Source organism: Kitasatospora sp. NPDC051853 (genome assembly GCF_044452665.1).
Lineage (GTDB): Bacteria > Actinomycetota > Actinomycetes > Streptomycetales > Streptomycetaceae > Kitasatospora.
This window is the reverse complement of sequence record NZ_JBITBY010000011.1, coordinates 358851-372188: the sequence shown is the minus strand read 5'-3', so window position 1 is coordinate 372188 and position 13338 is coordinate 358851. Positions and strand designations below refer to the sequence as shown.

Annotated in this window: 10 protein-coding genes; 1 reads left to right on the top strand and 9 read right to left on the bottom strand. The window is 70.9% G+C overall.

What is annotated here, in order from left to right; genetic code table 11:
* Window positions 1-40: 40 nt before the first annotated feature.
* The 9 genes from ACIA8O_RS30490 to ACIA8O_RS30450 form a co-directional block, all read right to left on the bottom strand.
* Complete coding sequence (locus ACIA8O_RS30490) at window positions 41-1114, bottom strand: ABC transporter ATP-binding protein (protein ID WP_396297184.1); 1074 nt, start codon at window positions 1112-1114, stop codon at window positions 41-43.
* 17 nt (window positions 1115-1131) lie between these two features.
* Window positions 1132-2199, bottom strand: a complete 1068-nt coding sequence (locus ACIA8O_RS30485) for an ABC transporter ATP-binding protein (protein WP_396297183.1) — start codon at window positions 2197-2199, stop codon at window positions 1132-1134.
* A 49-nt stretch (window positions 2200-2248) separates the two neighbouring features.
* The gene (locus ACIA8O_RS30480; RefSeq protein WP_396297182.1) at window positions 2249-3229 is read right to left on the bottom strand and encodes an ABC transporter permease; all 981 of its coding nucleotides are present in this window, start codon (window positions 3227-3229) and stop codon (window positions 2249-2251) included.
* 176 nt (window positions 3230-3405) lie between these two features.
* Entirely contained in the window at window positions 3406-5181 is a 1776-nt protein-coding gene (locus ACIA8O_RS30475; RefSeq protein WP_396297181.1) for an ABC transporter substrate-binding protein, read from the bottom strand.
* Between the two features lie 107 nt (window positions 5182-5288).
* Window positions 5289-6314, bottom strand: coding sequence for an ABC transporter permease (locus ACIA8O_RS30470; RefSeq protein WP_396297180.1), 1026 nt, complete (start codon window positions 6312-6314; stop codon window positions 5289-5291).
* Between the two features lie 550 nt (window positions 6315-6864).
* Window positions 6865-9162 (bottom strand): peptidoglycan binding domain-containing protein, encoded by a 2298-nt coding sequence (locus ACIA8O_RS30465; protein WP_396297179.1) that lies wholly within the window; start codon window positions 9160-9162, stop codon window positions 6865-6867.
* A gap of 208 nt (window positions 9163-9370) precedes the next feature.
* Window positions 9371-9835: a DUF6113 family protein gene (locus ACIA8O_RS30460; protein ID WP_396297178.1), complete on the bottom strand. Its 465-nt coding sequence runs from the start codon at window positions 9833-9835 to the stop codon at window positions 9371-9373.
* Complete coding sequence (gene mshB / locus ACIA8O_RS30455) at window positions 9832-10725, bottom strand: N-acetyl-1-D-myo-inositol-2-amino-2-deoxy-alpha-D-glucopyranoside deacetylase (protein ID WP_396297177.1); 894 nt, start codon at window positions 10723-10725, stop codon at window positions 9832-9834. The genes ACIA8O_RS30460 and mshB overlap by 4 nt, the downstream gene beginning before the upstream one ends.
* Window positions 10726-10773: 48 nt before the next feature.
* Window positions 10774-10968, bottom strand: a complete 195-nt coding sequence (locus tag ACIA8O_RS30450; protein WP_345282187.1) for a DUF2304 domain-containing protein — start codon at window positions 10966-10968, stop codon at window positions 10774-10776.
* A 243-nt stretch (window positions 10969-11211) separates the two neighbouring features.
* Between ACIA8O_RS30450 and ACIA8O_RS30445 the strand changes: the two genes are divergently transcribed.
* Window positions 11212-13311 carry an alpha/beta fold hydrolase gene (locus ACIA8O_RS30445; protein ID WP_396297176.1) on the top strand — a complete coding sequence of 700 codons (2100 nt, stop codon included), beginning with the start codon at window positions 11212-11214 and terminating at the stop codon, window positions 13309-13311.
* Window positions 13312-13338 lie beyond the last annotated feature (27 nt).

The following is a 13338-nucleotide window of genomic DNA, read 5'->3' as shown; positions in this document are numbered from 1 at the left end:
GGGCCCCTTCCCGTGGTGGGGAGGGGCCCTTCGGTGTGGGTCAGAGCTCCTTGGCGAGCCGGGGCTCGGGCACCGCGGTGGAGCCCTCCTCCGGGAAGTGGCAGGCGGTCAGGTGACCGTCCACGTTGCCGGAGAGCTGCACCAGCGGCGGCTCCTCGGTCGCGCACTTGTCCTGCGCCTTCCAGCAGCGGGTGCGGAAGCGGCAGCCGGACGGCGGGTTGATCGGCGACGGGACGTCACCGGTCAGCCGGATGCGCTCGCGGACGTCGTCCGGGTCGGCCTCCGGGACGGCGGAGAGCAGCGCGTGGGTGTACGGGTGCCGGGGGCTCTCGTACAGCGACTTGCGGTCCGCGATCTCGACGATCTTGCCCAGGTACATCACCGCGACGCGCTGCGAGAAGTGCCGGACGATCGAGAGGTCGTGCGCGATGAACAGGAAGGAGATGCCGAGGTCCTTCTGCAGCTGCTGCAGCAGGTTGACGACCTGGGCCTGGATCGAGACGTCGAGCGCGGAGACCGGCTCGTCGGCCACGATCAGCTTCGGGTTCAGCGAGAGCGCGCGGGCCACGCCGATGCGCTGGCGCTGGCCGCCGGAGAACTCGTGCGGGAAGCGGTTGTAGTGCTCCGGGTTGAGACCGACGGTCTCCAGCAGCTCCTGGACCCGGCGCTGGACGCCGCCGGCCGGCTCGATCCCGTTGATCTCCATCGGCGCGCCGATGATGGCACCGACGGTCTGACGCGGGTTCAGCGAGGAGTACGGGTCCTGGAAGATCATCTGGATGTCGGACCGGATCGGCGCCATGGCCTTGCGGCTGGCGTGGGCGATCTCCTGGCCCTGGTACTTGATGCTTCCGCCGGTGGGCTCCAGCAGACGGGTGACCAGCCGGCCGAGGGTCGACTTGCCGCAGCCGGACTCGCCGACCAGGCCGACCGACTCGTTGGAGTGCACGGTCAGGTCGATGCCGTCCACCGCGTGCACGGCGCCGACCTTGCGCTTGATCAGGAAGCCGCCGTGGACCGGGAAGTGCTTCTCCAGGCCCTTGATCTCCAGCAGCGGCGTGCCGGTCGGGGCGGCGGTGCCCTCGGGCTTGTCGAGGGTGATCTGGTCGCTCATGTGAATCGCCGTCCCGTTCAGCCGAGCCGCGGCTGGATCTGGTTGATGAAGATGTCCTGCTTCTGCGCCGCGGCGAGGTGGCAGGCGGTGGCGTGGCCGGTGGCGGGGGCGAGCGCGGGACGCTCGCTGGTGCACTTGCCGCCGGTGACCTGCTCCCGGTGGTCGCAGCGCGGGTTGAACGGGCAGCCCGTCGGGAGGTTGATGAGGCTCGGCGGGGTGCCGCGGACCGGGGTCAGCGGGACGTCCAGCGGGCCGCTCAGGCTCGGCATCGAGGACAGCAGGCCCCAGGTGTAGGGGTGCTGAGGGGCCTTCAGCACCTCGCGCACGGTGCCGCGCTCGACCGCCCGGCCGGCGTACATGACCATCACGTTGTGGGCGGTCTGGGCGACCACGCCGAGGTCGTGGGTGATCATGATGATCGCGGTGCCGAACTCCTGCTGGAGGTCCTTCAGCAGGTCCAGGATCTGGGCCTGGACGGTCACGTCGAGCGCGGTGGTCGGCTCGTCGGCGATCAGCAGGTCGGGGTCGCAGACCAGCGACATGGCGATCATCGCGCGCTGGCGCATACCGCCGGAGAACTGGTGCGGGTAGTCGTCCACCCGGGTCTGCGGCTGCGGGATGCCGACCTTGGTCAGCATCTCGATGGCGCGGTCCCGGGACTCCTTCTTGCTGGCCCCGGTGTGCTTGCGGTAGACCTCGCCGATCTGCCGGCCGATGGTGTAGTACGGCGACAGCGCGGTCAGCGGGTCCTGGAAGATCATCGCCATCTTGTTGCCGCGCAGCGGCTCCAGCTGACGGTTGGTCATCCCGACCAGCTCGTCGTCACCCAGCCGGATCGAGCCGGTGATGGTGGTGACGGCCGGGTTGTGCAGCCCGAGGATCGCCAGGTTGGTGACGGACTTGCCGGAGCCGGACTCACCGACGATGCCGAGGGTGGTGCCCTTCTCGACCTCGAAGGAGAGGCCGTCCACCGCGTTGACGATGCCGTCCTCGGTCTTGAACTTGACCGCGAGGTCACGGACCGAGAGGAAGGCGGAGCTGTCGCTCCGGTCAGCGGCGGCCTGGGGCTTGGCCTGGGTGGTCACGGGCGTACTCCTCGTGGGGTCGTGCGGTGCTCGGAGCGGTTCATGGCGCTCATGCGAGACGGATCCGGGGGTCGATGAGGGCGTACACGGCGTCCACGATGATGTTGAAGAAGACGATCAGTGCCGCTGCCACCACGACCACCGCCATCAGCATCGGCAGGTCGTTGTCGACGACCGCCGCGATGGACAGCTTGCCGATGCCGTGGATGTTGAAGGTGGTCTCGGTGATGATCGCGCCACCGAGCAGCGAACCCAGGTCGAGGCCGAGGATGGTGACGATCTGGGCCATCGCACCGCGCCAGGCGAAGCGCATGAAGACGGTGCGGCCGGACATGCCCTTGGCCCGCGCGGTCCGCACGTGCTCCTCGGTGAGCTGCTCGATCATCGAGGAACGGGTCATGCGGGTGTAGTTGGCGGTGAAGATCAGGGCCAGCACCAGCCAGGCCAGCAGCAGACCGGAGAACCACGGGCCGATGCCGTCACTGAAGTTGTTGTAGTGCGGCTGGTCGAAGATCTGGTTCTTGAAGACCAGGAAGTACATCGCCACGGTGCCGATGAAGTAGATCTGCATCGACGAGAAGAACAGCGAGATGGAGCTCGCGGCCTTGTCGATGATGGTGCCCTGCTTGTGCGCGGCCAGCATGCCCGCGCCGACGCCCACGATCAGGAAGACGACCACAGCGCCCAGGGTGAGCGAGATGGTGGCCGGGAAGCGGTCCAGGATGGTGCCGAGCACCGGCTCCTTGTTGGCGAAGGAGTAGCCGAGGCACGGAGCGGCACAGGCACCGAAGGCGGCGTAGTCGCGGCCGGCGAAGATGCCGACCAGCCAGTGCCAGTACTGGGCCGGAACCGACTCGTTCATCCCGAGGTTGATCTTGATCTGCGCCAGGGTGCTCGCGTCGCAGGTCTTGCCGCAGAAGGACCGGGCGGGGTCGGCCGGGACCGCGTAGAAGAGGAAGAAGGTGATGGCGCTGATGATCAATAGGATCACAGCCGCACCTAGTGTCCGGCGCACGAGGAAGCGGAACATGGGAGCGGGATCTCCTGATCGCATGTCACGCCTGGTCCGCACGGGGGGTGTTCGGCGGCCGGCGTGGTGGGGCGGGCTGGGGCTTGTGGTGCGTGGTGCCACCCGGGTGGGTGGCGGTGGTGCCCGCCGCCGCGCTGGGCGGCGGGCACCACGGGGTACTACGGGTCAGGCGGTGATCACTGCTTCACGAACACGTCGTTCGGGGAGATGATCTTGCCCAGCGCGTCGTAGGTCGCGCCACCGATCTTGGAGCCGTGCAGGATGTAGAACTTCTCCTGGATGCCGGGGATCAGGGCGGCCTTCTCCATGATCTTCTTGTCCAGGGCGCCCCACGCCTTGTTCTGCTCGTTCAGGTCGGCCAGGTCGAGGATCCGGTCGATCTCGGCGTTGACCTCGGGGTCGTTGAAGTTGGCGTAGTTGTTCGAGCCGTCCTGGATCAGGCGACCGTCGAACAGCACCGGGAGGACGGTGGAGGCGTTCGGCCAGTCGGCGCCCCAGCCACCCCAGAAGACGTCGAACTGCTTGTCGACCTTGGAGATCTCGTCGTACCAGGTCTTGGTGTCGATCGGCTTGAGGACGACGTCGAAGCCGGCCTTCTTCAGCGCGTCCTCGATCACGACCGAAACCTTCTGCTGGTTCGGCGTGTTGTTGTACGCGTAGACGATCTTGTAGTTCTCCTTGCCGGCTTCCTTCAGGAGCGCCTTGGACTTCTCCGGGTCACCGGTCGGCTTCTCCTTCTTGCCGAACAGGTCGTAGTCCTGGAAGCCGGCGACCGACGGGTTCAGCAGGGTGGTGGAGTAGGTGCCGGTGGCCGGGCCACCCTCCGTGGTGCGGATCTGCTGGTGCGGCCAGGCGTGGTTGAGGGCCTGACGGACCTTCAGGTCCGTGACCTTCTTGTTGTTGATGTAGTAGTAGTCGGCGTAGGGGCTCTCGCCCTTGACCAGACGGTCCTTCAGGGAGGCGTCGTCGAGCACCTTCTGCAGGCGGTCGCCGGCCACACCGGAGTAGAAGGACATGGTGGTGACGTCCTCGCCCTTGTCGGCGGCGAGGAGCTTGTCGGTGGCCGGGATGGCCTGGTAGCCGAACTCGAAGTTCCACTTGTCCGGGTAGGCGTGGCGGATCGGGTCCGTCTTCGCGTCCCAGTTGGTGTTCCGCTCGAGGCTCAGCGACTTGTCGGTGACCCGGTTGACGATCTTGTACGGGCCGGAGGAGACCGGCTTCTTGTCGTACTCCTCCTTGGTGTCACCCTTCTGGGAGACGACACCGTAGGTGGTCATCGCCATCGCGTAGTTGAAGTCGGCGTGCGGCTTCGCGAACTTGAAGACGATGGTCTTCTCGTCCGGGGTGGTGACGTTGTCGAGGTGCTTGCCGTCGTACGGGCCGGCGTAGGCCTTGCGGTAGTCCTCCTCGGTCAGCCAGCGCTGGACGTAGGTCGCGCCCTGGGTGATGAAGGGGGCGAAGGAGCGCTCGATCGAGTGCTTGACGTCAGCCGAGGTGATCGCGTCGCCGGTCTCCCACTTGACGCCGTCCTTCAGCTTGAAGGTCCAGGTCTTGCCGCCGTCGCTCGCGACACCGGTGTCGGTGGCGAGGTCGCCGACCAGCTTGACGGTGTTGCCCTCCTGCTTGTAGCCGGTGAGGCCACGGGTGATCAGCAGGGAGAAGTTGGAGCCGGTGTTGGAGTACACCTGGGCCGGGTCGAGGTGCTCGTAGTCGTCACGCTCGATGTTCTTGACCGTGCCGCCGGCCTTGGCGCCCTCGACCGGCTTGGCCGGACCCTGGGAGTCGGCGGCGGTGCCGACCACGATGTTCGGGTGCTCGTTGAACTTCGAGGCGGAGGGCGAGGACTTGCCGTCCGTCTTGCCGCCGCCACCGCCGCTGGAGCAGGCGGTGAGGGTCAGGGTGCCGACGGCCACGACTGCTGCGGCCGCCTGGAGGGTCTTGCGAGAAATCATGTCGTCCTGCCTGTCGGTTAACCGGCTGGTCAGCACGGCCGCGGCGGCTGCCGAGGTGTGCGGTTGCTCAACTTTTTGAGAGTGTTCAGCGCCTTGGCGACGCTGCGTCAGCGCTTGGTCTTCGGGTCGAGTGCATCCCGGACCGAGTCCCCGAGGAGGTTGAAGGCGAGCACGAAGATCACCAGCGAGGCCCCGGGGAAGATCAGATATGTGATGTCGTCCTGGTAGACGTCGGTACCGGCCGCGATCATCCGGCCCCAGTCCGGGGTCGGCTCGATGATGCCGACGCCGAGGAAGGAGAGTGCGGCCTCGGCGGTCACCAGGGCGGGGAGGGAGAGCGTGGCCTGGATCAGGATCGGCGTCCACAGGTTGGGGAGCAGTTCCTTGAAGATGATCCGGGCCGGCGAGGCACCGGTGACCCGGGCCGCCTCGACGAACTCGCGCTCACGGAAGGCCAGGGCGGTGCCGCGGATCAGTCGGGCCAGGCCGGCCCAGCCGAAGATCACCAGGACGGCCACCAGCACCACGGCGCGGGCGAAGGGCGGGATGTTCTCGTCCGGCTTGTAGAAGGCCGCGAACAGCACCGGGGTGAAGGCGATGAAGAACAGGGTGGACGGGAAGGCGAGCAGCACGTCGATCACCCGGCCGACCAGGTAGTCGGTCTTGCCGCCGAGGTAGCCGGCCGCGACGCCGATGATGGCGCCGATCGCGGTGGAGAGCAGGGTCGCGATCAGGGCGATCAGCAGCGAGGTGCGGATGCCGTAGACCAGCTGCATCAGGACGTCACGGCCGAGCTTGGGCTCCAGGCCGAACCAGAAGTCGCCGCTCATGCCGCCGTTGGCGCCGACCGGGAAGCCGTAGTCGTTCAGCAGGCTCGGGTCGTCCTGGCCGTACAGGGTGTACGGGTCCTTGCCGTAGATCATCGAGATCAGCGGGGCGCACAGCGCCACCAGGACGAAGAACGCCACGATGAACGCCGAGACCACGCCGGTGCGGTCGCGCTTGAAGCGCCGCCAGCTGATGGTCCTCGGGGACAGGCCCTTGAACGTCGTGGCCGACTTCGCGGTCGGCGCGATGGTGTCGGCCGTCCCTACGGTGTCGGCCTCGGCCGTGGCCTTGGTGGGGTTAGTCATGGTGCTGGAGCTCCCGCCCGGGGTGTAGCGGCTGCAAAAAGGTGATCGCACGGACTCTTGCAAGTCGTTTATCGAACGTCAAGAGTTCCCCAGTTGCTGGCCGTGCATTTCTTGCTTCGTGTTGGAATATCAACCACTTCGTAGTTCCAGACACCTTGACAAGCGTTCAGCGATACGGCACAAACCGGACATAGCACCACAAGTAACGTTCACGCGTCCGTAACCCGAGCTTCGCAACTCCGGTATCAGGACGGACCGTTCCTCTGTTCGGGAATGTGATGCGCGTAGACAGGGTGTCCGTTTTGGTTGCTCTGTCCGCGAATGTCCAGTGAAATTGCATGTCCGATAATCGGACGCTACCGCTTTGTTGAGGGCTACGGGGAATTTGGGGTCCAACGGCCCAAATCAACGGGGGGTGTTGTCACGCACGGTTGCTGGCAAATTCACGCCACTGGCGAGTTTTCGCCGCCGGGGCCGGGGGTCGTAAATGCCGCGGGGCCGGTACCGGATCATCCGGTACCGGCCCCGCGCCGCCTCAACTGGCCCTGCCTCAGGCGAACTTGTACGTCCGGTCCTTGGTGGCGGTCTTGTCCAGGACCGAGGCGATGCCGTCGGCGACGTCCTGCGCGGTGATGGCCACCGAGGCGCCGTTCTTCTTGGTCTTCACCCGGTCGAAGGTGCCGTTCAGCGCCTTCTCCAGCTCGGCCAGGTCCCAGCTGAGCGCGACCTTTCCGGAGGCGTCCGGGGCCAGCGTGAGCACCTTGGCGGCGGTGGCCTTCCCGAAGTTCCAGGTCTTGCCGCCGGCCTGCACCGTGACGTTCCCGGCCAGCACCTGCTTGCCGAGGCCGTCGGCGGCCGCCTGGAGGGCCTCGGGGGAGACCTTGGGCTGGGCGGCCGTCACCGGCACCGAGAGCTCGGCGTCGGGCTGCCCGGCGGCCCTGGCGCGGTAGGCCTGCTCGACCTTGTCCATCGCGGCGTTGGCGTCCACGGTCTGCCCGGCCCGGCCGGGCACGACCTCGGCCTTGCCGTCGGCGGTGAAGCGGACCACGCCCTCCTGGAGGCCCTGGCTGGTCTTGGCGCCGAGGCCCTCCAGCGCGGCCTTCAGCTTGGCCCGGTCCACCTTCACCTGCGGCTCGACGGCCTTGCTGCCGCCGGCCAGCGAACCGATCACATCGACCGGGTTGTAGGTGTGGTCGGTCAGCCCGTCCACCGTCGCGGTGGTGTCGAAGGCCAGACCGGCGGTCACCGGGTCGAGATCCACGGTCTGGTCGCCGAGCTTGAGCTTGAGCGGCTTCTGGCCGGTCTTGGCCACCGAGGAGTCCAGCGCCGTCACCGCTTGGTCGCGGGTGTCCCCGCCGATGTCGGTGCCGAGCACCGTGGTGCCCCGGGGGATGTCGGCCTGGTTGAGCATCAGACCGGTGCCGTACGCGGCGGCGCCGGCGAACAGCACGCCGCCGACGGCGTAGGTGGCGAGCTTCCCGGCCTTGCCGCGCGGGGCGGGGGCGGGCTTGGCGGCGGCCTTGGGCTTGGGCTTGGCGGCCTTGGGCTCTGCGGCCTCCTGGGCCGGGGCCTCCTCCGCGTCGTCGGCCGGCCCGGGCCGCCCGGCGGCCGGGGCGGTGCCGAACGGGTCGGCGGCGGGCGCGGGCCGGTCGCCCGGGCGGGAGGCGCCGAGGGGGCCGGTGGGACGGTTGCCCGGGAACGGCTCGGCGGGCTCGTACGGGACGTTGGCGAAGCGGCCCTCGGGGCGGCCGGCCGACGGGGCGTCAGCTCCGCCCGGCTGCCCGGCGGGGCGGCCGCCGAAGGGGTCGGCGGGGGCGCCCGCGAACGGGTCATGCGGTGCGGTGCGGCCCGGCTGCCCGGCCTGCCCGCCGGGGGCGCCCGCGAACGGGTCGGCCGGGGCGAACGGGTCGGCCTGGCCGTACGGCGAGGCCTGGGCGGCACCCGCACCCGTGGGGCCGGCGGCTATGGCGGCCTCGCCGGCCGGGTAGGCGTCGAAGTCGTCCCGGACCGGGTCGAAGCCGCCGATCTGGGTGTCCTCCGGCTCGCCCTGCGGGCGCGGCCCGCCGGCCTGCTGGGCCGCGTACGGGTCGTTGGCGTAGGGGTCGTTCGCGTACGGCGAGCCGCCGCCCGGGTGCTGCGCGGCGAACGGGTCGTCAGCACGCGGGGCCCCCGCGGCCGGTGAGCCCCCGAAGGGGTCGGCGGGGGCGAAGGGGTCCGCGGGGGCGAACGGCGAGGCCGGTGCGCCCGACGGTGCGGGGTGCGCGCCGCCCGGTGCCGCCTGGGGCGCGGACGGGCGCGCACCCGGACGCGGGGCGCCCGCCTCGGGCTGCGGCGCCCCGGCGGCGACCGGGGCGGGGGCGCCCTTCTGCCGGGGCCGGAACCACTCGCCGGTGGACTCGCCGTCCACCGGGGCGGTGGCCGGCTCCTGGCGCCACTCCGGCGGGAGGTTCGGCGGGGTCCCGGCGGGGGCGGCCGAGTCCACCACGCCGAGCACGGGGGAGGACGGGGTGGCCGAGCGGTGGCGCGGCCCGCTGGGCGCCTCGGGCGCGGCGGCAGCGGCGGGCTCGGTCTTCACCGCGCTGCGCACCACCACGGGCGGGATCGGCCGGGAGCCCGGGATGTTGATCCGGACCCTGGTGGTGAGGGTGGTCTCGGTCTTGGGGACGTCCTCGGGCTCGCCCCGGCCCGCCCGGGCGGCCGCGGGCTGACCGGGCGTCACACCGAACGGGTCGGCGGCGCCGAAGCCGCCCGGGACGCCGGTGCCGTAGGGCGGGGTGCCCGACGGGTAGGCGTCCGGCCCGGTGTGCCGGGGCGACGGGTTCGCGCTGTCAGGTTCGCGGCTGCTCAATGCTGCTCTGCTCCGGGTTCGCGGCCCGCGCGTGTGGGACGTGCGGTCGCGGGTTGTGGGACCTCGGCCCGGCCGAGTGACCCTCCGACACCAGTTGCGCAGGCGGACCTCAGACCTCCTGTCGCGGCACCACCATACTGTGCGGTCCCGCGGACAGGTCGGGCATCTCCGGCAGAGGGGGCGCCCCGGAGGGTGCCCTGACGTGCCGTCACGGGTTCAGGAGACCGAAGCCGCCCCGGGTCGGGAGGGTCGCGCAGACCACTCCGGAGACCGCGCCGAGGAAGAGGTAGGCGTAGGAGGTGAAGGAGGCGGCGAGCACGAAGTCGCCCTCCGGGCGGGGCGCCATCAGCACCAGCAGCACCAGGAACCAGCCCACCAGCGGCGCCCCGGCCCCCAGCTTGGTACCGGTCACCCGCAGGCCGCCGTAGAAGACCGCCCAGGTGGCGGCCAGTGCCAGCAGCAGGCCGGCCGGCGGCCAGAGCGCCTGCACGAAGCAGCCCGCCAGCGAGACCGCCGCCCCGAGCACCAGCAGCACCAGGTAGGCCACCACCCGGGCCCCGCGCGACGGCTGGGCCTCCGCCAGCCGCCCGCCGCGGCTGCCGAGCACCCGGGCGGGCAGGCCGCGCACGGACGGGGCCTTCGCGGTGGCGGTGTTCTCGGCGGGGGTGCTCATCGCTGCGCCTCCAGACCGGCGAACAGGTCGGTCTCCGGCCGCTCGGGTCCGGGCTCACCGCGGACCAGCTGGTAGTACTCGGTGGCCACCAGCGGCTGCCCGAGGTCGTTGCTGAGGGCGAACCACTCGCCCTTGACGGTGATCTGGGTGGCGTGCGCCGCCATCGCGGCCGCCTTCACCCCGGCGTGCGCCGCACCGTCGAGCACGGTGGTGACCAGCCCGGGGTCGACCACTCCGGGCACGTCGCCCGGCTCGGCCACCCCGGGGAAGGGGCGGGCGGCGGCGACGGCGGCCAGTCCGGCCTCGATCACCGGGCGGGGCATCCGGTTCCAGTACACCTTGGCGATCCGCCAGGCCGGGCCCAGCTCCGGGCGCCAGCCGGGATCGGCCGCCAACTCGTGGGCCCGCATCGCGACCTGATGGGCCTTGACATGGTCGGGGTGCCCGTAGCCGCCCTGCTCGTCGTAGGTGACCAGCACCTGCGGCCGGACCTCGCGGACCACCGCGACCAGGTGGCCGGCCGCCTCGTCCAGGTCGGCCTGCCAGAAGCAGTCCGGCCGGTCGTTCTCGGGCAGGCCCATCATCCCGGAGTCCCGGTACCGGCCGGGGCCGCCCAGGAAGCGGTGGTCGGTGACGCCCAGCTCGCGCATGGCGGCGGCCAGTTCGCCGATCCGGTACTCGCCCAGCCGGTCGGTCCGGTCCGCCGTCAGGTCCGCCAGCTCCGGCGGGATCACCTCGCCGCCCTCGCCGAGCGTGCAGGTCACCAGCGTGACCCCGGCCCCCTCGGCGGCGTACCGGGCCATGGTGGCGCCGTTCCCGATCGACTCGTCGTCGGGGTGCGCGTGCACCAGCAGCAGCCGGCGCCCGGGCCGGTCGGAGACAGCGGTCATGCGCAGGAGCCTACCGATCTCCGCCCGCCCCGAGCCCCGACCGGGCCCTCAGAGCTTCAGGCCGTTGATCATCCCGGCCACGTTGCTGGTGACCTGCTGGATCGACGGGGCGATCGAGCTGGAGGCGAGGTAGAAGCCGAGCAGTGCGCAGACGATCGCGTGCGCCAGCTTCAGGCCGGACCGGCGGATCAGCACCACGACGATGACCAGCATCAGCACGGCTGCGGAGATGGACAGAGCCATCAGGCTCACACCCTTTCTCGGGTGTGCCGCCCCGGGGACAGGACGGCAGGGGACGTGATGACTCAAGGGATACCCGATCGGTGAGCACTGCATTACTTTCCGTGAGTCCGCATGGCTGCGCACGAGCCCCCAAGATCGGCATCCGGGCCGGTGGGAGCAGCCCACGAGCCGCTTGACGGCAGGTCACGGGCGCTGCGCCGAACGGGTGATGACGGTTGTTCGTGTGGCCTTAGAGTTCGTGCCATGAGCACTGAAACCTTCCCTCGCCAGTACGCGCGCACCCAGCGGTTCACGGTCGGCGCCCCCCGGTCGTTCGCCGTCGCACCGGACGGCTCCCGGGTCGTCTTCCTGCGTGCCAAGGGCGGCGCCGAGCGCGCCAACCTGCTCTGGACCCTGGACCCGGCCACCGGTGAGGAGCGGATCGCCGCCGACCCGGTGGAGCTGCTCGGCGGCGGTGAGGAGAACCTCTCGGCGGCCGAGAAGGCCCGCCGCGAGCGCAGCCGGGAAGGTTCGGCGGGCATCGTCGGCTACTCCCTGGACGGCTCCGGTGCGCTGGCCGCCTTCGTGCTCTCCGGCCGCCTCTTCGTGGTGGACCTGGCCGGCGGCGGGGCGCCGCGCGAGCTGCCCGCCGAGGGCCCGGTGCTGGACCCGCGCCTCTCGCCGGACGGCACCCTGGTGGCGTACGCGAACACCGCCGGCGAGCTGCGGGTGACCGCCGCCGACGGCAGTGGGGACCGCGCGCTGGCCACCCCCGAGCGGGACGGGGTGACGTGGGGTCAGGCCGAGTTCATCGCCCAGGAGGAGATGGACCGGGACCGCGGCTTCTGGTGGTCCCCGGCCGGTGACCGGCTGCTGGCCGCCCGGGCCGACGAGGCCCCGGTGGCCCGCTGGTGGATCGCCGACCCGGCCAACCCGGACGCCGTCCCGGCCGAGGTGGCCTACCCCCGGGCCGGCACCGCCAACGCCGAGGTCGGCCTCTGGCTGCTCGGCCTGGACGGCAGCCGCACCCAGGTCGGCTGGGACGGCGCCGAGGAGCCGTACCTGGCCCGGGTGCACTGGTCCGCCACGGCCCTCACCCTGCTGGTGCAGGCCCGGAGCCAGCGCTCCCAGCGCTACCTGACGGTCGACCAGGCCACCGGCGCCACCAGCACCGAGCTGGCCGAGCGGGACGAGGTCTGGCTCGACCTGTTCGACGGCTCCCCGTCCCGGACGGCCGACGGCCGGCTGGTGCGGATCGCCGACCAGGACGGCGTCCGGGCCCTGGTGGCGGGCGACTTGACGTTGTCCGACGCCCGACTGCACGTACGTGCGGTGCTCTCGGTGGACGAGACGATCCTCTTCACCGCCTCCGGCGGCCCCGCCGACGACTCCGCGGAGCCGGGGTGGATCGGCACCTTCGAGGTCGCCCCCGACGGCACCGGCCTGACCCGGCTCGGCACCGCCGGGGTGGTCTCGGCCGTCCGCGGCGGCGACGTCACGGTGCTGCTCTCCGCCGACCCCTCCTGGCACGGGGCCCGGGTCGAGGTGCTGCGCGGCGGCGAGACGGTGGCCACCGTCGCCTCGTACGCGGAGACCCCGGTGCTCACCGCCCGGCCCGAGTTCGTCTTCGCCGGGGAGCGCCGCATCCCCTGCGCGGTCTTCCTGCCGACCGGCTACGACCGCGAGCGGGACGGCCTGCTCCCCGTGCTGATGGACCCGTACGGCGGCCCGCACGGCCAGCGCGTGGCGCGGTCGCAGAACCCGCACCTGACCTCGCAGTGGTTCGCCGACCAGGGCTTCGCGGTGGTCGTGGCGGACGGCCGGGGCACCCCGGGCCGCAGCCCGGAGTGGGAGAAGGCGATCGCCTTCGACTTCGCCGGGGCCACCCTGGAGGACCAGGTGGACGCCGTCCGGGCGCTCGCCGGGACGTACCCGCTGGACCTCGGCCGGGTCGGCATCCGCGGCTGGTCCTACGGCGGCTACCTGGCCGCGCTCGCGGTGCTGCGCCGCCCGGACGTCTTCCACGCCGCCGTCTCCGGTGCCCCGGTGACGGACTGGCGGCTCTACGACACCCACTACACCGAGCGCTACCTCGGGCACCCCGACGAGCGCCCCGAGGTGTACGAGGCCAACACCCTGACCGGCGACGCGGCCAAGCTGGAGCGCCCGCTGCTGCTGGTGCACGGCCTGGCCGACGACAACGTGGTGGCCGCGCACACCCTGCGGCTCTCCTCCGCCCTGCTGGCCGCCGGCCGCCCGCACAGCGTGCTGCCGCTCTCCGGGGTCACCCACATGACCCCGCAGGAGGAGGTCGCGGAGAACCTCATGCTGTTCCAGGTCGACTTCTTGAAGAAGTCGCTCTGACGGACGTGACGGACCGTCGGGTGTTCC